Annotated in this window: 15 protein-coding genes; 3 read left to right on the top strand and 12 right to left on the bottom strand. The window is 74.0% G+C overall.

Annotated features, from left to right (window positions below; all coding sequences use genetic code 11):
• Positions 1–90 precede the first annotated feature (90 nt).
• Positions 91–1,863 (top strand): peptidoglycan recognition protein family protein, encoded by a 1,773-nt coding sequence (locus HPC71_RS16040; RefSeq protein WP_154614788.1) that lies wholly within the window; start codon positions 91–93, stop codon positions 1,861–1,863.
• A gap of 3 nt (positions 1,864–1,866) precedes the next feature.
• Here the strand turns inward: HPC71_RS16040 and HPC71_RS16045 are convergent, their stop codons facing one another.
• The 4 genes from HPC71_RS16045 to HPC71_RS16060 form a co-directional block, all read right to left on the bottom strand.
• Positions 1,867–3,072, bottom strand: a complete 1,206-nt coding sequence (locus HPC71_RS16045; protein ID WP_171896921.1) for a Dyp-type peroxidase — start codon at positions 3,070–3,072, stop codon at positions 1,867–1,869.
• Positions 3,069–3,695 (bottom strand): copper chaperone PCu(A)C, encoded by a 627-nt coding sequence (locus tag HPC71_RS16050; RefSeq protein ID WP_154614787.1) that lies wholly within the window; start codon positions 3,693–3,695, stop codon positions 3,069–3,071. The genes HPC71_RS16045 and HPC71_RS16050 overlap by 4 nt, the downstream gene beginning before the upstream one ends.
• A 94-nt stretch (positions 3,696–3,789) precedes the next feature.
• Positions 3,790–4,569: a hypothetical protein gene (locus HPC71_RS16055; RefSeq protein WP_154614786.1), complete on the bottom strand. Its 780-nt coding sequence runs from the start codon at positions 4,567–4,569 to the stop codon at positions 3,790–3,792.
• Positions 4,570–4,694: 125 nt separating this feature from the next.
• Positions 4,695–5,306 carry a HEAT repeat domain-containing protein gene (locus tag HPC71_RS16060; RefSeq protein ID WP_154613290.1) on the bottom strand — a complete coding sequence of 204 codons (612 nt, stop codon included), beginning with the start codon at positions 5,304–5,306 and terminating at the stop codon, positions 4,695–4,697.
• A gap of 146 nt (positions 5,307–5,452) precedes the next feature.
• On the opposite strand from HPC71_RS16060, the gene HPC71_RS16065 reads away from it, so the two are divergent.
• Together HPC71_RS16065 and HPC71_RS16070 are read left to right on the top strand one after the other, a co-directional pair.
• Positions 5,453–6,112, top strand: coding sequence for a LysM peptidoglycan-binding domain-containing protein (locus HPC71_RS16065; protein ID WP_154614785.1), 660 nt, complete (start codon positions 5,453–5,455; stop codon positions 6,110–6,112).
• Positions 6,109–6,645 (top strand): Rv3235 family protein, encoded by a 537-nt coding sequence (locus HPC71_RS16070; RefSeq protein ID WP_154614784.1) that lies wholly within the window; start codon positions 6,109–6,111, stop codon positions 6,643–6,645. Before HPC71_RS16065 ends, HPC71_RS16070 begins: the two co-directional genes overlap by 4 nt.
• A gap of 87 nt (positions 6,646–6,732) precedes the next feature.
• Here the strand turns inward: HPC71_RS16070 and secA are convergent, their stop codons facing one another.
• The 8 genes from secA to mtrA form a co-directional block, all read right to left on the bottom strand.
• Positions 6,733–9,555: a preprotein translocase subunit SecA gene (secA, locus tag HPC71_RS16075; protein ID WP_171896922.1), complete on the bottom strand. Its 2,823-nt coding sequence runs from the start codon at positions 9,553–9,555 to the stop codon at positions 6,733–6,735.
• A 74-nt stretch (positions 9,556–9,629) separates the two neighbouring features.
• Positions 9,630–10,847 carry a winged helix-turn-helix domain-containing protein gene (locus tag HPC71_RS16080; RefSeq protein ID WP_253943744.1) on the bottom strand — a complete coding sequence of 406 codons (1,218 nt, stop codon included), beginning with the start codon at positions 10,845–10,847 and terminating at the stop codon, positions 9,630–9,632.
• Positions 10,848–11,741: 894 nt separating this feature from the next.
• A complete protein-coding gene (locus tag HPC71_RS16085; protein ID WP_154613294.1) occupies positions 11,742–12,437 on the bottom strand; it encodes a response regulator in 696 nt (231 codons plus the stop codon).
• Between the two features lie 198 nt (positions 12,438–12,635).
• Positions 12,636–13,271 carry a ribosome hibernation-promoting factor, HPF/YfiA family gene (gene hpf, locus HPC71_RS16090; protein ID WP_154613295.1) on the bottom strand — a complete coding sequence of 212 codons (636 nt, stop codon included), beginning with the start codon at positions 13,269–13,271 and terminating at the stop codon, positions 12,636–12,638.
• Between the two features lie 455 nt (positions 13,272–13,726).
• Positions 13,727–14,461, bottom strand: a complete 735-nt coding sequence (locus HPC71_RS16095) for a ComF family protein (protein ID WP_216656439.1) — start codon at positions 14,459–14,461, stop codon at positions 13,727–13,729.
• A 63-nt stretch (positions 14,462–14,524) separates the two neighbouring features.
• Positions 14,525–16,276, bottom strand: coding sequence for an LpqB family beta-propeller domain-containing protein (locus HPC71_RS16100; RefSeq protein WP_154614783.1), 1,752 nt, complete (start codon positions 16,274–16,276; stop codon positions 14,525–14,527).
• Complete coding sequence (mtrB, locus tag HPC71_RS16105) at positions 16,273–17,943, bottom strand: MtrAB system histidine kinase MtrB (protein WP_257866189.1); 1,671 nt, start codon at positions 17,941–17,943, stop codon at positions 16,273–16,275. The genes HPC71_RS16100 and mtrB overlap by 4 nt, the downstream gene beginning before the upstream one ends.
• Entirely contained in the window at positions 17,912–18,625 is a 714-nt protein-coding gene (gene mtrA, locus HPC71_RS16110) for an MtrAB system response regulator MtrA (RefSeq protein WP_154614782.1), read from the bottom strand. Before mtrA ends, mtrB begins: the two co-directional genes overlap by 32 nt.
• Between the last annotated feature and the right edge of the window lie 9 nt (positions 18,626–18,634).

An 18,634-nucleotide genomic window follows, 5' to 3' on the forward strand; every position in this document is an offset into this window, starting at 1 on the left:
TTTTCACTAACCCGGTCCTACGACCATCGGGCGACAGGCCGAGGACCACCGGAGGTGAGTTCTGGGGACCCTGTGACGGATGATGGTGCTGTGACGAGCACCCGACGCCGCCCGCTCCTCCTGGCCCTGGCCGGGGGAACCGCAGCTGTCGCCGGCATCGGCACGGCAGCCCGCACCGGCCTCATCGGAGGTGACGACGGGGGCGCCGACCCGCTCCGGCTCAGCGCCGGCGACATGGGCGTGGAGTCCCTCACCCTCCCCCTGGACGACCAGGTCCTGGTCGAGGGCGGTCCCGCGGCCTCCGGGCCCGCGGCCCGCCGCAGCACCGGCAAGCTCGCGACCACGACGTACTCCATGATCGGCTTCACCTGGACCCGCGGGGACGTCGAGCCGGTGCTGGAGCTCAGCGTCCGGCGCGGCTCGACCTGGGAGCCCTGGACCCGCGCCCCGGCCCCCCACGAGTCCCCCGACCCCGGCGCCGACGGGGTGGGGTCCACCGTCGGCAGCGACCTGGTCTGGGTCGGCCCGACCGACGGCGTCCGGGTCCGGGTGGTCGGCGAGCGGCCCGCGGACCTCGCGCTGGTGCTGCTGCACCCCACCCCGCTCCCCGGGGACGAGGCGGCGCTCGACGACACCGACGACTCCGAGGTCCAGGCGCTGGGCCGGACCACCACGACGGCCGCCGCAGCCGCGAAGGCGGTGCCCCGGCCGAACATCCGCAACCGCAAGGCGTGGGGCGCCAACGAGAACCTGCGCGACAAGCCGCCGTCGTACATCTCGACGGTCCACCAGGTGCACGTCCACCACACGGTCAACAGCAACAGCTACGCCGCCGCGGACGTGCCGGCCCTGATCCGCGGCATGTACGCCTATCACACCCAGAGCCTGGGCTGGTCCGACATCGGCTACAACTTCCTCGTCGACCGCTTCGGCCGGATCTGGATGGGGCGCGCGGGCGGCGCGGCCAAGAACGTCCGGGGCGCCCACACCCTCGGCTTCAACCACAACTCCCTCGGCATCTCGGTCATCGGCAACTTCGACCAGGCGAAGCCGACCGATGCGGTCATCGCCGCGATCGCCCGGGTGGCGGCCTGGAAGCTCGACAAGTACGGCCGCGACCCCCTCGGGCAGGCGACCGTGGTCAGCGAGGGCAGCGACAAGTTCCGCTCCGGCCGCACGGTGAAGCTGCCGGTGATCGACGGGCACCGCGACACCAACAGCACCTCCTGCCCGGGCTCGAACCTGTACGCCGTCCTGCCGGCGATCCGGAGGAAGACCAAGAACCGCATCGACAACTTCCGCGACCGGGAGACCGCGGTCGCGATCACCGCACCGTTCACCGCGAGCGGGCGGGTCGTCTTCGGGAAGAAGATCGTCGTCCGCCCCGGCACCTGGACCCCGGCCGAGGCGACCCCGACCTACACCTGGCTGCGCGACGGCAAGCCCATCGGCGGCGCCCGTGGGTCGGACTACAACGTGCGCCGGGGCGACGTGGGCTCGCGGATCTCGGTCCGCGTCGACGTGGCCGCCGCGGGGGCCGCCACCGCCAGCCAGACCGTCTCCTGGCCCTCCCCCGGGCGAGCCGACGTGGACTTAACCGTCCGCGCCTCCGGCCGCAAGGGGCGCGCCCTGGTCACCGTGGTGGCGACCTCGGCGGCGCTGGCGTCCGGGCACCCCGCGGGCGAGGTGGTCGTCAACGTGGCCGGCCGGAAGGTCACCATGCGCCTGCGCGAGGGCCGCGCCGAACAGCTGGTCCGCGACCTGCCGCCCGGCACGCACCAGGTCCGCGCGGTCTTCCAGGCCACCCCCCGGGCGGCCAAGGCCGCGGCCACCGACACCGTGCGGGTCAAGCCGCTCGACTGAGGCTCACCCCAGCCGGACCTGGCCCAGCCAGCCGCCCTCCTCGAAGCCCGGCAGCACCACGAAGCTCGCCGAGCCGATCGCGGTCGTCCACTCGTTGAGGGCGTCGAGCTCGTCGATGCTGCGCTGGATCGGCACGAACTGGTCGAGCAGGTCGGCCTGGAAGCTCTGGAAGAGCAGGCCGGACTCCACGCCCCGGTCGGTGTCGAGCACGTAGTTCGCGCCCTTGCGGAAGATCCGCCGACCGCCGTTGAGGTCGGGGTGGGAGCGCCGGGCGTGGGCGTCGCGGGCGATCGTGGGCCGGCCGCCGGTGCGCGCGGTCAGGTCGACGTCGTCGAGCTCCTCGCCGCCGGTCAGCGGGGCGCCGTCGTCGAGGCGTCGTCCCACCGAGCGCTCCTGCTCGTCGCGGGTGAGCTCGTCCCAGGTGTCGAGGTCCATCCGGATGCGGCGCACGACCAGGGTGGTGCCGCCCGCCCAGTCGCCCTCGTCGATCCAGACCGTCTCGTCGAAGAGGTCCGTGCCGGGCCGGGGGTTCGCCGAGCCGTCGACCTGCCCGAACAGGTTGCGCCCGGTCACCGCCTGCCCGCGCCCGTCGACGCCGTTCCACGAGCCGTGCTGGCGCCAGCGGGGCGTGGCGAACGGCGCGGCGTCGGCCACCAGGCGTCGTACGGCGTGGGCGACGGTTGTCGCGTCACGGGCGGCGACCACGAGCACGAGGTCCCCGCCGTTCCACCGCTCCTGGAGCCGGTCGTGGCGCATCGGCGGGACGGTGCCGAAGCCGGCGGGGGGCTCGCCGAGCAGGCGCGGCCCGAACGCGCCGGGCCCGGCCCCCACGGTGATCGTCAGGTCGGCCCGGGCGCCGGCCAGCCACGGCGCGGTGTCGCCGGGGGCCGGGCGGCCCTGGGTGAGCGCCTCCACGTCCCCGGTCCACACCCGCATCAGCCGGCCCAGCGCGTCGCGGTCGGCGCCGGGCAGCAGGTCGAGGGCGACCAGCTCGGTGACGTGCGGGCTTGAGGTGGCGACGCCCGGCTGGTGCGCTCCGTACGGCGCGATGGTGCGCCCGGCCCACGCCGTGGCATCCGGGGCGGGGGTGCCCTCGGCACCGCCCGCGGAGCCGGCCAGCGCGACCCCGCCGGCGCCGGCGGCCGCTCCCGCGACCGCCGTGCCGACGTAGCCGAGGAACCCGCGTCGGCCGACCCCGGAGGTGCTCACTGGGAGTGCCCGTCGCCCTCGTCGGAGGAGCCGTGGTCGTGGGAGCCGTGGTCGTGGTAGTGGCCCTCCTCCTCGGTGAACGCCTTGACCGGGGCGGTCACCTCGACGGTGCTGCCGTCGGAGAACTCCAGGGTGAGGTCGACCTCCTCGCCCGCGGCCAGCTCGCCGGCGAGGTCCATCAGCATCACGTGGTAGCCGCCGGGCTGGAGCAGCTGGCCGCCACCGGCGCCGAGCTCGATGCCGCCGGCCGCCTCCTGCATGACCGGCTTGCCGTCGACGTTCGCGATCTCGTGCAGCTCGACCATGCCGGCGACGTCGGTGGACGCCGAGACCAGGGTGACGTCCTCGTCGCCGTCGTTGGCGAGGTCCATGAACGCGGCGGTCATCGAGGTGTCCTCGGCGCCGTCGGTCGCGCGGACCCACGGGTCGGTGACGACGACCTCCGCGCCCTCGGAGGTGGACGCGGAGGTGGACTCGGAGGTGGACGCGGAGGGCTCGGCGTCCTCGCCGCAGGCGGTCAGCGCCAGGGCCCCGGCGAGGGCGAGCGCCCCGAGGGCGGCGCGCCGGCGCCGGGCCGGACGGGCGGGCGCGGGGGTGCTGGAACGGGTGGTGCTGGAATGCATGGTGTCTCCTCCGGGCAAGGCGGTACGACGCGCGGTCGCGCGCCGGGGCGCGGGTCCGGTCGGACCCGCAGGGGACGCCTGGGCGGGATGCCGCTCAGGCGGGGAGGAGGCTCGGTGGACCGCGGCGCCGGGAGGGGTCGTCGAGGACGCCGGGCAGGCGGACCCGCCGCGGGACGGGGGCGGGCAGGTGGACGCGGCCGGCGGCAAGGGTGTCGCGCACGGCCGCGAGCGCCGCGCCCAGCACCAGGTGGGCGCGCGTCGCGACGTCGAGGCGGGCCAGGCCGAGGTGGACCAGGCTCCACAGCGCCGACTCGCCCACGGCGAGCCACAGCCCCAGCGCCACCGCGCCGAGGGTGTGGGCGAGGACCATCGTCGGGCCCTGCGCCGCCAGGTGGGCGACCTGGTGGTCGACGAACGCGGACAGCGCGGAGAACGGGTCGGCCGCGGGCCCGCCGGCCACGCCGGCGGTCGCGGACTGGTACTGCTCGATGAGGCTTCCGGTACGCCGGGTCGAGGCGTCGGCGGCGGCGCCCATCGTGCCGGCGAGGTCGGGGGCGGCACGCAGGGGCGCGGCCGGCGCCGAGCCGGTGGCCGACGTGGTGGCCGACGTGGTGGCCGTGCCCGCGTGGCCGGCCAGGGTGCTCAGCGCGGCGTGGGTCGCGAGCTGGCCGCCGACCACGAGGGCGACCAGGCGCCCGGCGGAGGCGCGGGTGCGGAGCAGGGGCGCGACGAGGACGGTGCTGAGGCCGAGCAGGGCGGCCAGGGCCACCGGGTGCGGGAGGGAGCCGTCCGCGGCGACGTGGGAGACCACGCCCGCGCCCAGCGCGACGACGGCCAGGACCAGGGCACGGGTCCAGAGCAACGGCGTGCGCATCGGGACCTCCTCCATCGGCGGCCCCAGGCTACCGGCCCCGCGCCTGCCGCCAGGGGCCGATGCCCGCCGGGTGGTGCGGATCACCCCGCACGGCCGCGGGGAGCCCGGCCGCCCGGCTTCCACCCTCAGGAAGGCAGCGTCGCGAGCGTCTTCTCGATCTCCTTCTGAACCCACCTCTCCTGGCCTGCGTGCGCCTTCTCCAGCGGTCCTCGGGCACGCGGGTCGGGATGCTTGCGCAGGGCGATGACGGCGGGGACCAGGACGTCCGGGTCATCGAGGAGCCCGATGAGCACGTCGGCTGCTTCGGCGCGCTTGGACCTGCCCAGGCCGCGGACGACCATCTCGCGGCCTCGGCCGTAGGCCCGGTCGGTCGCGAGGGCGACGAGGTCGTCGAAGCAGCGGTCGTCCCAGAGGACCTCGATGCTGTTCCCCGCGGCCCACCGCAGCTGGAATCCGGTGGGGTCGACGCTGGTGTCCATCCTCGTGAAGTCCTCGATGAGCGCCGGCAGCGCAGCCTGGGCGAACCTCACGGCGAGGCTGCGCAGGAGCCCCTCCTTGAGGTCCATGTCGCGTACGCGCGGCAGCCAGCCGGCCAGGATCGGGACGGCGTCGCGGTAGTCGCGGTACCGCTCGCGCAAGGAGTACACCGAGTCCACGTCGTAGCCGGCGATGCGCAGCTCTTCGAGGATGGCGGCAGCCTGCGCCTGGGGGTTCTCGTGGCTCTCCGTGCCTGGCATGGCCTCACATCCAGCAGTGGTGGTGGTGGTGGTGGTGGAACTGTGCCAGGCGCTGTGGAGAGGGGGTTGACGATCCAGCCCAACAGGCGTTGGCTCGCTTCAACACACGCAAACGGACGCAAACGCAGAGATTGACGAGGTCCGGGATGGACGAGCCGCGGCGTATCCGGCCGGCGCGATGCCTGCTGGTCGAGCTGGCCGCGACGATGACCGTCGCCGGGCTCGGTGCGGTCGCGCTGCCGAGCGTGCCGGGGGCGGCGCCCGGGCCGGGCACGACCTTCGAGGACCTCCTCGTCGGCGGCTGCGCCGTCGCCGTCCTCGTCACCTCCGCGTGGCTGTGGCTGCTCACCACCGTCGTGGTGGTCGAGGCGCTCCGCGGCCGCACGGACCGGCGCGCGGGCGTCCCCCGGTTCGTGCGGACCGCGGTCCTGGCCGCGTGCGGCGTCGCGCTCGTCGTGCCCGCACCCGCGCTCGCCGCCGAGCGCCCGCACCCGCTGGACGGGCTGCCGATGCCGGACCGGGCGACCTCCACCGCCGCCTGGGTCGCCGCGGCGGTCGACGGCGCGACCCGGCCGCCGGCCCGCGAGCCCGACGCGCCGCGGACCCACGTCGTGCGGACCGGCGACACCCTGTGGGCGATCGCGGCCGCCGGCCTCTCCCCCACGGCGGACCCCGACGACGTCGTACGTCGCTCGCACCGCCTCCACCAGCTCAACCGGGCCGTCATCGGGGACGACCCGGACCTCATCCATCCCGGCCAGCGGCTCCGCCTGCCGCCCGCCGCGCACCGAGGAGACCAGTCATGACCCCACGACCCGGCGGGCGGGGCGAGAACGTCCTCGCCTTCCCCGGCACGACCCTGCCCGCCACCGTCCAGGGCACCCTCGCGCTCGACCTCAGCCCGCGTCTGGACCCGCCGCCCGGCCGCGGACCCGACGGCGCGACCTCCGCCGGCGTCGTGCCCGTCGACCTGCGCCGCCGGCGCGAGCTCGAGCAGTGGTCGCGGCGCTTCGCCCAGGCGGCCGTCGAGATCGTCGGCGGCGACCGCCCCGTCAGCCAGCTGCTGCGCTGGGCGACCGCGGAGGTGTACGCCGACCTCGACCGCCGCGCCAGCCTCGTCGCCCGCGCCGGCGGCCACCGCCCGGGCGTCGGTCGCGTGCAGCCGGTCCGGCCCAAGGTGCTCAGCGTGCACAGCTGCTTCGTCAGCGCCTCGGCCGCCGAGACGAGCATCCACGTCCGCTACGGCGAGCGGTCCCGCGCCGTCGCCGCCCGCTTCGAGGAGCGGCCCGCCCCGCACGGGCCCGCCCGCTGGGTGTGCACCGCCCTCGACTTCGCCTGACGTGAGCATCCCGCTCGCTGCCGGACCGGAGAACGGCGAACGCCGGCCGGGTCCGCGAGGACCGAGCCGGCGTTCGAGGGGCTGGTGTCAGCCGTTGACGCGGGTGGTGAGGCCGCTGGGGCCGCCGGGCGCGCCGTGGCACTGCTTGTACTTCTTGCCCGAGCCGCAGGGGCACCGGTCGTTGCGGCCGGTGCCGGCGAACTCGTCCTCCTCCTGCTCGACGCGGGTGGCCACCTCGGCCTCGCCGTCGACGGAGGGGGCGGAGTAGGCCAGCTGCTGGGGCCGCGACGGCGCGTCGAGACCCTTGGCCCGGATGTGAGGGGCCTGCGGCTCGGCAGCCGCGGCGGCGCCGTCGACCTGGCCGACCGGGGACTGCAGCCCCTCGGCCACCGACAGCGTGGGCGCCGGCTCCTCCTCGACCTGGACCTCGAGGTTGAACAGGAAGCCGACGGCCTCCTCCTTGATGCCGTCCATCATCGCGGCGAACATGTCGAAGCCCTCGCGCTGGTACTCCACGAGCGGGTCGCGCTGGGAGTAGGCACGCAGGTAGATGCCCTCGCGCAGGTAGTCCATCTCGTAGAGGTGCTCGCGCCACTTGCGGTCGAGGACCGAGAGGAGCACGCGCCGCTCGAGCTCGCGCATGACCTCCTCGCCGTTCTCCTGCTCGCGACGGTCGTACGCCGCGTGGGCGTCCTCGCGGAGCGCCTTGACCAGGTCGTCGCGGTCCAGCACGGCCGCGCCGCCGGCCTCGGCGACGAGCTGCTCGCGGTCCAGCGAGATCGGCCAGATCTGGCCGAGGTCCGTCCACAGCTGCTCGAGGTCCCACTCCTCGGCGAAGTCGGCGAGCGACCCGGCGACGTACCCCTCGACGACGTCGTCGATGAAGGTGCGGATCTGGTCCTTGAGGTCGGCGCCCTCGAGGACCGAGCGGCGCTCGGTGTAGACCACCTTGCGCTGGCGGTCCATGACGTCGTCGTACTTCAGGACGTTCTTGCGGGACTCGAAGTTCTGCGACTCGACCTGGCCCTGGGCGTTGGCGATCGCGTTCGTGACCCGCTTGTTCTCGATCGGGACGTCGTCGGGGATCTTGAGGACCTGGAGCACCCGGTCGACCCACTCGGACTTGAACAGCCGCATCAGCTCGTCCTGGAGCGAGAGGTAGAACCGGGACTCGCCCGGGTCGCCCTGACGGCCGGAACGACCACGCAGCTGGTTGTCGATGCGGCGCGACTCGTGGCGCTCGGTGCCGATGACGTAGAGGCCGCCGAGCTCCTTGACCTCGTCGTGCTCGGCCGCGACCTGCGCCTTGATCCGCTCGACGGTCTCGGGCCAGGCGGCGTCGTACTCCTCGGCGGTCTCGCCGCCGGGCTCGAGGCCGCGCTTGCGCAGCTCCTGGTCGGCGAGGAACTCCACCGAGCCACCGAGCATGATGTCGGTGCCTCGACCGGCCATGTTGGTGGCGACGGTGACCGCGCCCCGGTGACCGGCCATCGCGACGATCTTGGCCTCGTCGGCGTGGACCTTCGCGTTCAGCACGGTGTGCGGGATGCCGCGGCGCTTGAGCTTCTCGGAGAGGTGCTCGGACTTCTCGACCGACACGGTGCCGACCAGCATCGGCTGGCCCTTCTTGTGCCGCTCGGCGATGTCCTCGACGACCGCGTCGTACTTGGCCTCCTCGGTCCGGTAGACCAGGTCGGGCTGGTCGATGCGGGCCATCGGCCTGTTCGTCGGGATCGGGACGACGCCGAGCTTGTAGATCTTGTCGAACTCGCTGGCCTCGGTCATCGCCGTGCCGGTCATGCCGGAGAGCTTCTCGTAGAGGCGGAAGTAGTTCTGCAGCGTGACGGTGGCGAGGGTCTGGTACTCCTCGCGGACCTGCACGCCCTCCTTGGCCTCGATGGCCTGGTGGAGGCCGTCGTTGTAGCGGCGACCGGCGAGCATGCGGCCGGTGTGCTCGTCGACGATGAGCACCTCGCCGTCCTGCACGACGTACTCCTTGTCGCGGCGGAACAGCTCCTTGGCCTTGATGCAGTTGTTCATGAAGGAGATGAGCGGGGTGTTGACCGAGTCGTAGAGGTTCTCGATCCCGAGGTGGTCCTCCACCTTGGTGATGCCCGGCTCGAGCACCGAGATGGTGCGCTTCTTCTCGTCGACCTCGTAGTCGACGTCCTTCTGCAGCGTGCGGGCGATCTTGGCGAACTCGCCGTACCACTTGACCTCGTCCTGGGTCGGACCGCTGATGATCAGCGGGGTCCGCGCCTCGTCGATGAGGATCGAGTCGACCTCGTCGACGACGGCGAAGTTGTGGCCGCGCTGGACGCAGTCCTCCAGGGCGGAGGCCATGTTGTCGCGCAGGTAGTCGAAGCCCAGCTCGTTGTTGGTGCCGTAGGTGATGTCGCAGGCGTAGGCCTCGCGGCGCTCGGCCGGGCGCATCTCCGGCAGGATCACGCCGGTCGTCAGCCCGAGGAAGGCGTGGATGCGGCCCATCATCTCGGCCTGGTACTTGGCCAGGTAGTCGTTGACGGTGACGACGTGGACGCCCTTGCCCGAGAGGGCGTTGAGGTACGACGGCAGGGTCGCGACCAGCGTCTTGCCCTCACCGGTCTTCATCTCGGCGATGTTGCCGAGGTGGAGCGCCGCGCCACCCATGATCTGGACGTCGTAGTGGCGCTGCCCGATGACGCGCTTGGCGGCCTCGCGGACGGTCGCGAAGGCCTCCGGCATCAGGTCGTCGAGGGACTCCCCGTTCTCGTGGCGCTGCTTCAGCTCGCCGGTCATCGCCTGGAGCTGCTCGTCGGTCATCGCGACGAAGTCGTCCTCGATGGCGTTGACGGCCTTGGCGACGGTCTCGAGCTGGCGCAGGATCTTGCCCTCGCCGATGCGGAGGAGCTTGTCGAGGATCACGGGCACGGGGGTACAACTCCTAGAGCGGTGGGTAGCCGGACGGGCGGCGCCGCAACTCTACCCACGGGGTCGAGCCCTCCCTAACCGGAGAGCAAAGACACAGCGAGCGCCCCGGCGAGGTCGCCGCGGGACTCGACGACCACCGGGTCGCCGGCGTCCAGGCCCAGCCAGCCGGCCAGCCGGCACAGCTCGACCGCGAGCTCCGGCGCCGTCTCCGGCGGCGCGTCGGGCTCGGCGTACGCGCCCTTGACCAGGAGCCGCCCGGTCGCCCGGTCGGCCTTGAGGTCGACGCGCCCGACCAGCCGGTCGCCCAGCAGGAACGGCAGCACGTAGTAACCGTGGACCCGCTTCTCGGCCGGCACGTAGATCTCGATGCGGTAGCGGAACCCGAAGATCCGCTCGGTGCGCTCGCGCTCCCACACCAGGGGGTCGAAGGGGCTCAGCAGGGCCCGGGCGTCGACCCGACGGGGGCGCCGGGCCTGGGCGTGGAGGTACGCCGGCCGGTCCCACCCCTCGACCCGGGCGGGGAGCAGCTCGCCGGCCTCGACCAGCTCCTCGACCGCCCGCCGGGTGTCAGCCAGCCCCATCCGGTAGTAGTCGCGCAGGCACGCGACGGTCGCGATCCCGTGGGAGCGGGCCGCCCGGCGCACCAGCTCGCGGCCCGCCTCCTCCCGCGAGGGGGCGGGCATCGCCAGCACCTCGGGCGGCAGCACCCGCTCGGGCAGGTCGTAGCGCGGCTCAAAGGACGAGGTCCGCGAGGCGATGGCCAGGGCGCCGGTCATGTAGAGGAGGTCCAGCGCCTTGCGCGCCCCCGACCAGTTCCACCCCCAGTGCTCCTTGATGCGCGGCGAGTCGTCGCCGAGGAGCGGCTCGAGGTCGCGGGCGCTGCTCGCCCCGCGCGCCCGCACCTCGGCGAGGACCGTCGCGGCCAGGTCGTCGGGGACCTCGCGCCACCACTTGCCGCGCAGCTCGCGGTAGTCGTCCATCCGGTGCTGCATGTGCGGCCACAGCTCGACGGGCATGAACGCCTGCACGTGCGCCCAGTACTCCACCACCCGCCGGGGGCTCCGCTCCGCGGCCCGCTGGAGCAGGCCGGTGTCGTAGGGCCCCATCCGCGAGTAGAGCGGCATGAAGTGCGCCCGCTGGAGCACGTTGACCGAGTCGACCTGGAGCACACCCGTGCGCTCGAGGGTGCGCGTGAAGGTCCGCATCGTCGGCGCGGTGTGCCGCGGGTCGAGGAAGCCCTGGGCCGCCAGCGCCACGCGGCGCGCCTGCGCGCGGGAGAGGTGCTCGGTCACGGATGCAGGCTAGGGCCCGAGACGGTGCTCTGCGGCGTGCTCGCGCGTCCCTGCTGGCCGGCGCGCTGCAGGAGTCACCGGTTAACCGGTGACTCCTGCACTTATCGGGGCAGATCTCCCCTGAGAAGTGCAGGGGTCGCGTCTACGCCGGGACGGATGGGGCTAGTGGGGCTCTTGGGGCTGATAGGGCCAGGCGAGTGGCTCGGCTACGGACGTCATACGGATGGAGCAAGCGGGTGCACGCTCCGCATGACGTCCGCCGGATCGAGACCGGCCGGCCCGCGGATCGATGGACACCTCTCCCCCGGCCGCCGCCGCGCCGGAGGTCCGCCCGCAGGACGAGTACGCCGCGCAGGTCGGGGCCGGAGGCGGACGACGGGCGGGCAGGCCCGGTCGTGGTCGGGTCTGGCGGGCCGGAGCGAGGCACGAGCGCAGGCCTGGTCGACCGGGCCTGCCCGTCCGGCGGGAGCCGCAGGCCCCACCCCCACCCGGCGTACGCCGGCCAGGAGCCGGGCCGCCGAGCGACGCGGGAGCCACCACCCCGCCCGCCGCAGGCGGATGGCAGTGGCCGAGGCCGCGGTCGGCTCACCGGGTTTCGACACGCTCAGGCCTTGGCGGCCTTCGCTGCTCAACCAGCGGGGGGCACCGGCCTTCGCTGCTCAACCAGCGGGAGGCGCCGGCCTTCGCTGCTCAACCAGCGGGGGGCACCGGCCTTCGCTGCTCAACCAGCGGGAGGCGCCGGCCTTCGCTGCTCAACCAGCGGGAGGCACCGGCCTTCGCTGCTCAACCAGCGGGGGGCGCCGGCCTTCGCTGCTCAACCAGCGGGAGGCACCGGCCTTCGCTGCTCAACCAGCGGGGGCCAGCGCTCGCTGCTCAACCAGCGGCGGCGGACGGTCAGGGCAGGTCGAGCAGCTTCTCGCGGACGGCGTACATGACCGCCTCCATGCGGGAGTGGAGCTGGAGCTTCTCGAGGATGTTGCGGACGTGGTTCTTCACGGTGTTCTCGGAGATGAACAGCTCCTTGGCGATCTCGCGGTTGTTCATCCCCTTCGCCACCAGGCGCAGCACCTCGAGCTCGCGCTCGGTCAGCCGCAGGCCCGGGACGTGCTCGCGCTCGGGGCGCGACATCTGCTTGAACTCGTCGATCAGCTTGACCGCCATCGAAGGGCTGATCAGCGACTGGCCGTCGGCGACGACGCGGACCGCCTGGGCGACCTCCTCGATCGAGGAGTCCTTGAGCAGGTAGCCCGAGGCGCCGGACTTGACCGCCTCGTAGAGGTCGGCCTCCTCATCGGAGACCGTCAGCATGATGATCTTGGCCGAGGGGACGGCCTCCTTGATGGCCCGGCAGGCCTCGATGCCGGTGCGCTTGGGCATCCGGATGTCGAGCAGCACCACGTCGGGCGCGGCGCTGGCCGCGAGGCTGGTGCCCTCGACGCCGTCGCCGGCCTCCCCGACGACCTCGATGCCGTCCTCGACGGAGAGGAGCATCGTCAGCCCACGCCGGAAGAGCTCCTGGTCGTCGACCAGCAGCACCCGGATCGGCTCGGCGGCCCCGCCGGCTGCTGCATCCGCGATCTGTTCCGCCATCCGGGCATCATGGCACGGGTCGACCGGACCGGTCTCCCCGCTCGACGGCCGGTCCCGCAGCCCGGACACCCCCGGACGCCACCGGGACACCCCCGGGACGCCCCGGGACACCCCAGGACACCCCCCGGGACACACCGACGGGGCGGCCCGTGCGGGCCGCCCCGTCGTACGCCGTGCCCGTCGGGGACGGGCGAGGAGCTACTCGGCCGCCCCCAGGTCGAGGTTGATCACGCCGTAGTCGTAGCCGCGGCGGCGGTAGACCACCGAGGGCCGCTCGGTCTCCTTGTCCACGAACAGGTAGAAGTCGTGGCCGACCAGCTCCATCTCGTAGAGGGCCTGGTCGAGGGTCATCGGGCTGGCGGCGTGGGTCTTCTCCCGCACGACCAGCGGCCCGTCGCCCATGACGTCGATCGGTCCGACCTTGCGCTCGAGGGACTCCGCTCCCCCGGCGGACTCGTCCTCGGCCGGAGCGGTCAGGGCGTCGAGGTCGGCCAGGGCCTGGCCGACCGAGACGGGCGTCTTCTGGCCGCGGTGCACACGGCGGCGGTCGGCCGCGCGGCGCATCTGCGAGGCCATCTTGTCGAGCGCGAGGTCGAGAGCTCCCATCTTGTCGTCAGCGGCGGCCTCGGCCCGGATGACCGGGCCCTTGGAGAAGGCAGTCAGCTGCACGTGGACCCCCCGGTCCTGTTGACGGGGGTTCGGCTCGCAGTCGACCTCGACGTGTACCCGCATGATCCGGTGGTCGTGCTTCTCCAGCCGGGACAGCTTCTCCGCTGCATGCTCTCGGAACCGCTCCGAGATCTCGCAGTGGCGTCCGGTGACGACAACTTCCATGTCTACCTCCTGGTGACAGTTGGTTGCTTCAGACCTCTCGCGCCGCCTCGTGCGGACAGCGCGACATGCCCGCCGCTGGGTACGCCGTCACGGGCGTACCGAGCGGGGCACGAGTGGGAGGAGTCCGTCCGGCCGACCTGGTCTTCGACCCCACAATCGCCTGCTGGGGCTTCCGCAGCTTCTCCGCCACTACCGGCCCTCTCCCGCCGTCGGCCACATCTGGTGGCCGGGGCGAGGCAGGTCTTACTTCTAAGCCGCACCGTGATCGACGTGCGCGGAGACCGCGCGACGTCTTACGTGGACCGTTTCGCCTGCGACTGGCATCGGCTAGCCGATCGGTCCGGGCCCTCGTCGGGACCCGCACCGAGACGGTGCAACCACGGACCCGGACGGACTCCATGTCACGACGGTAGTCCGTGCCCCAAGCCGCCGGTAGGGCACCCCTCCCCTGGTGGTCACCTGTCTGGTCGGCTGTCCGGCGCGGCGGGCGGGAACCTCCGCCGGGTCGCGGCGACCGCCGCCACCGCGGCCACGTGGAGCCCCACGGCCTCCAGCGCACGCTGCGCCTCGCGGGCCGTGGCGCCGGTGGTGAGCACGTCGTCGCACACCACGACCGACGCGTGCGTACGGCGCCGGTGCAGGCGGCGCAGGGCGGCGTCGGAGCAGGCCATCGACCCCGCGAGGTTGGTCGCGCGGGCGGCCGCGTCGAGGCCGGCCTGGTCGACCACCCCGGGGCGGGTGCGCAGCAGCCGGGCCGCCACCGCGTCGGTCCCCGCCGCCCGCAGCCGGGCCGCGGCGCCGACCGTGACGGCGTACGTCGGGTCGTGGCCGCGCCCGCGGACGGTCGTGGGCCGCGAGGGCACCGGCACGAGCACCACCGGCCCCGCCGGCACCCGCGCCGCGGCGGCCGCGCCCGCGGCCCCGGCGAGCAGGTCGGCGAGCGGGTGCCGCAACCCCAGCAGGCGGCGCTCCTTGAGACCGAGCACCAGGCTCCGCACCACCCCGTCGTACGACGCCGCCGCCCACGGCTCGACGAGGCCGGCCGGCGGCGGGGTCGGCCACGCGGGCCGCGGGTCGGTGGGCAGGCCGGCCCGGCACTCGGCGCAGAGCACCCGGCCGGGGCGGTCGCAGCCCGCGCACCGTCCCCCGAGCAGCAGGTCGGCGGTCGCGTCGAGCAGCCCCGTCCCCACCCGCCGAGCCTGGCGCCCGCACCGGCCCGGGGCAACCGGCCCGGGCCGCCCTGTGGAGGAGCCTCAGCCGACGTACCGCACGGACCCGACACCGGCGGGCAGGCCGACGACGTCGCGGGTCTGGGAGGAGGCGTCGACCAGCCCGGTGCGGGTGACCGCCCAGACGGTGCCGGAGGCGACGGGGGTGCCGGCGAGGCCGACGAACCGGCCGCGCAGCGTGGTCGCGGCCGCCTCCGCGCCTGCCGGGGCGCCGTCGACGGAGAGGGCGCGGACCTCGAAGAGCTCATCGGCGAGCCGGTGCAGCACCGCGACCGAGGTCGGCGTGCGCCAGCCGAGGGCGCGGATGCGCACGTCCTCGCCGCCGTCCCACCGCAGGCGCTGGGAGGCGGAGGCGGAGACCAGGCGGTTCTGGTCGTAGCGCACCCGGCTCACCCGCACCTGGTCACCGGAGGAGGTCCGCACGACCGCGACGACGCGGGAGCCGTCGCGGGAGACGAGGAAGGAGCGGACGTCGGAGCCGCTGACGCCGGGGATCCGCAGCGGGATCGGACGCCCCTCGCCGGTGACGGTCGAGAACCGCGCGCCGGCGGCGGTGCGGTCCACCAGCCACAGCCGGCCGCTGACGTCCCACGCCGGCGGCAGCAGGTCGGTGGCCCCGGTGACCACCGGCACGGCGGTCTCCTCGACGCCCCGCACCGGGGCGCGCAGCATCGTGGCCCCGCTGTCGGCGACCGCCGCGACGGTGGTGCCGTCGAGGTCCACGGCGAAGGAGCGGACCCCGGCATCGCGGGTGCCGAGGGGGCCGTCGGTGGGCTCGAGGGCGTCCGGCGAGCCGCCCGAGACGAGCAGGCCGTCGCGCAGGCCGAAGAGCCGGGCGGTGGCCTGGTAGCCGGCCGGGTCGTACTCCGGGCCGGCCTCGACGTCGAACTCCGTCAGCCCGCCGGGCAGCTGCATCGGGCGGCCGTCGATGGAGACCCGGAACCGTTGGATGGTCGGCACCTGCCGCAAGGTCCAGGCGAGCTGGGCGACGATCAGCCGGACCGCCTCGTCGGTCGGCGCGGGCGCGGAGCCGGAGGCGTCGATGGCGATGTCGACGACGTCGCCGACGGGCACCGAGAGCTCCACGCTGGACCCCGCGGGCAGGAAGGTCGTGGCCACCCGCGAGAGCTCCGGGCCCGGGCCGCTGAGCAGCGCGGAGACCAGGTTGCTGACCAGCTGGTCACCGCGCGGGACGAACGCCGGCTCCGGCACGAGGACCCGCGCGTTGGGGTCGAAGAAGTAGAGCGCGACGCGCTGGTAGCGCTGCTCGAACCACGACTGCGGCACCACCAGGGCGTCCGGCGCCGAGGCGATGCGGTACTGCCCGTCGACCAGCTCGACCGGGAAGGACAGGACCTCGTCGTACGCCGGCAGCGGCCCGCGCCAGCGCCCGGCGCCGTCGAGCCGCGCGGCGCCGACCAGGGTGACCGTGACCCGCGAGCTGCCGCGCGGGGACAGGAAGTCGCTGTAGGTGATGATCCCGTCCTTGGGGCTCCACGACTCCTGGAACTCCGGGGTGAGGTACTGCCGGGCCACCGACGTGGTGACCGGGAAGGCGGTCATCGCGTCGAGGAAGCGGTCGACGATCTCGGTCGGCGACGCGCCGTCGGGCGGCGGCGGCGGGTCGAAGTAGTACTGGCCCACCTCCTCGGCGTCGCCGGACCCGGCGCCGGTCTCCACGACCGGGCCGGCCTCGGGCAGCGAGACGCAGCCGGTGGTCACCCCCAGCAGCCCCAGCAGCAGGAGCAGCGCGACGGCCCCGCGCCGGCGGCTCACGACGTCGCTCCCGCGAGCCGCTCGCGCGCGTCGGCGGGCACCAGGGGCAGCGGGCTCTGCCGCAGCGGGGTCCCCGCCCGCCGCGGGAGGGTGAGCCGGAACTGCGCGCCCTCGTCGGGGCGGCCCCAGGCCTGGAGCCAGCCGCCGTGCAGGTGGGTGTCCTCGAGCGAGATCGACAGGCCCAGGCCGGTGCCGCCGCTGGTGCGGGCGCGGGCCGGGTCGGCGCGCCAGAACCGGTTGAAGACCAGCGCGGACTCCCCCGGCGCCAGCCCGACGCCGTAGTCGCGCACGGCGATCGCCGCGGCGTGGTCGTCGCCCGCGACGTGGACCACGACGCGGGACCGGCCGCGCTCGGGGGGACCGGCGTGGTCGATGGCGTTGGTGACCAGGTTGCGCACGATGCGCTCCACGCGGCGTACGTCGGCCTCGGCCAGGCACGGCCGGGCCGGGGCGCGGACGACGAGGGTCACGCCGCGCTGCTCGGCCAGCGGCCGGGTGCCCTCGACGACGCGGTGGGCGACGTCGACGAGGTTGACGTCCTCGAGCTCGAGGACCGCGGCGCCGGCGTCGAAGCGACTGATCTCCAGCAGGTCGACCAGCAGCCGCTCGAAGCGGTCCAGCTCGGTCTGCAGCAGCTCCGCGGCCCGGGCGGTGGCGGGGTCGAAGTCGTCGCGGGCGTCGTAGAGCACGTCGCCGGCCATCCGCACGGTCGTCAGCGGCGTGCGCAGCTCGTGGGAGACGTCGGCGACGAAGCGGCGCTGCACCCGGCTGAGCTCCTCGAGCTGGCGGATCTGGCGCTGGAGGTTGCTGGCCATCTGGTTGAACGACAGCGCCAGCCGGGCCAGGTCGTCCTCGCCGGAGACCTTCACCCGCTCCTGCAGCCGGCCGGCCGCGAGCCGCTCGGCGACCCGGCGGGCGGCCCGGATGGGGGTGACCACCTGGCGGGTGACCAGCCAGGTCATCCCCGCGACGAGCACGAGCAGCAGGCCGCCGGCGGTCAGCAGGGCCCGGGTGACCAGCGCGAGGGTCTCGCGCTCCTCCTCGAGGCTGAAGAGGAAGTAGAGCGTCCGGGCCTGGCCGTCGGAGGGCAGCCGCACCTGCGCGCCGACCACGATCCCCGGCTCGGTGGAGACGCTGCCGTCCTCCGCGACGGTCCGGATCGGGGCGTAGGTCCACGCCGTCTCGCTGCTCTGCGCGAAGTGGTCGAGCAGCGAGCGCGGCACGCTGGCGGTGTCGAGGCCCGGGGTGTAGACGCTGCCGGCGGACTCCAGCCCGCCCCCGCCGCTCTCGGCCCCGCCGAGCACGACGTCGAAGCCGCGGGTCTGGCCGCGGGCGATGATCGGGATCGCGAGCTCGGAGGCCTGGGTGCTGGCGTCGGTCTCCGTGCCCGGCACCGCGACCAGCCGCTCGACCGCCTCGGCGGCCTCGTTGTCGGCCTCGGCCACGACGGCGTCGACCCGGTTCTCCAGCAGCCCCTCGCGGGTCTGCTGCAGCAGGAACCAGCCCACCACGCTGACCACGACCGCGGAGAGCACCAGCGTGGAGGCGACGACGCGCGCCTGGATGGACCGGCGCCAGAACGTCAGGCCGCGTCGGACGGTGCTCCCCAGGCTGCGCCGGACCGACGGGCCGCGCTCAGACCGAGCCGGCCTTGTAGCCGACGCCACGGACCGTCACCACGATCTCGGGGTTCTCGGGGTCGTGCTCGACCTTGGAGCGCAGCCGCTGGACGTGGACGTTGACCAGCCGCGTGTCGGCGGCGTGGCGGTAGCCCCACACCTGCTCGAGCAGCACCTCGCGGCTGAAGACCTGGCGCGGCTTGCGGGCCAGCGCGACGAGCAGGTCGAACTCCAGCGGGGTCAGGTTGATCTGCTGACCGTCGCGGGTCACCGTGTGGCCGGCCACGTCGATCACCAGGTCGCCGATGGTGAGCGTCTCGGCCTGGGAGGTCGCGTCGAAGCGGCGCACCCGGGCGCGGATGCGAGCGATGAGCTCCTTGGGCTTGAACGGCTTGACGACGTAGTCGTCGGCGCCGGACTCCAGGCCGACGACCACGTCGACGGTGTCGCCCTTGGCGGTGAGCATGACGATCGGTACGCCGGACTCCGCGCGGATCTCCTTGCACACGTCGATCCCGTCGCGGCCCGGCAGCATCAGGTCCAGCAGCACCAGGTCGGGCCGGTACTCACGGAAGGCCGCCAGCGCCTGGTCGCCACGGTTGACCATCCGGCTGTCGAAGCCCTCCTGGCGCAGCACGATGGTGAGCATCTCGGCCAGGGCGGCGTCGTCGTCGACGACGAGGACGCGTCCCTTGGTGACGAAGTCGGTCGCGCCGCCGGACTGGCTCATGCTGCCCAT

The sequence above is a fragment of the Nocardioides marmotae genome, from assembly GCF_013177455.1.
Taxonomy (GTDB): Bacteria; Actinomycetota; Actinomycetes; order Propionibacteriales; family Nocardioidaceae; genus Nocardioides; species Nocardioides marmotae.

Bases quoted from the DNA above. Each gene is read 5' to 3' on its own strand.
- HPC71_RS16055 (WP_154614786.1), bottom strand. From the start codon at position 4,569: ATGCGCACGCCGTTGCTCTGGACCCGTGCCCTGGTCCTGGCCGTCGTC.
- HPC71_RS16060 (WP_154613290.1), bottom strand. From the start codon at position 5,306: ATGCCAGGCACGGAGAGCCACGAGAACCCCCAGGCGCAGGCTGCCGCC.
- hpf (WP_154613295.1), bottom strand. From the start codon at position 13,271: ATGGAAGTTGTCGTCACCGGACGCCACTGCGAGATCTCGGAGCGGTTC.
- HPC71_RS16050 (WP_154614787.1), bottom strand. From the start codon at position 3,695: ATGCATTCCAGCACCACCCGTTCCAGCACCCCCGCGCCCGCCCGTCCG.
- mtrA (WP_154614782.1), bottom strand. From the start codon at position 18,625: ATGAGCCAGTCCGGCGGCGCGACCGACTTCGTCACCAAGGGACGCGTC.
- HPC71_RS16070 (WP_154614784.1), top strand. From the start codon at position 6,109: ATGACCCCACGACCCGGCGGGCGGGGCGAGAACGTCCTCGCCTTCCCC.
- HPC71_RS16085 (WP_154613294.1), bottom strand. From the start codon at position 12,437: ATGGCGGAACAGATCGCGGATGCAGCAGCCGGCGGGGCCGCCGAGCCG.
- HPC71_RS16065 (WP_154614785.1), top strand. From the start codon at position 5,453: ATGGACGAGCCGCGGCGTATCCGGCCGGCGCGATGCCTGCTGGTCGAG.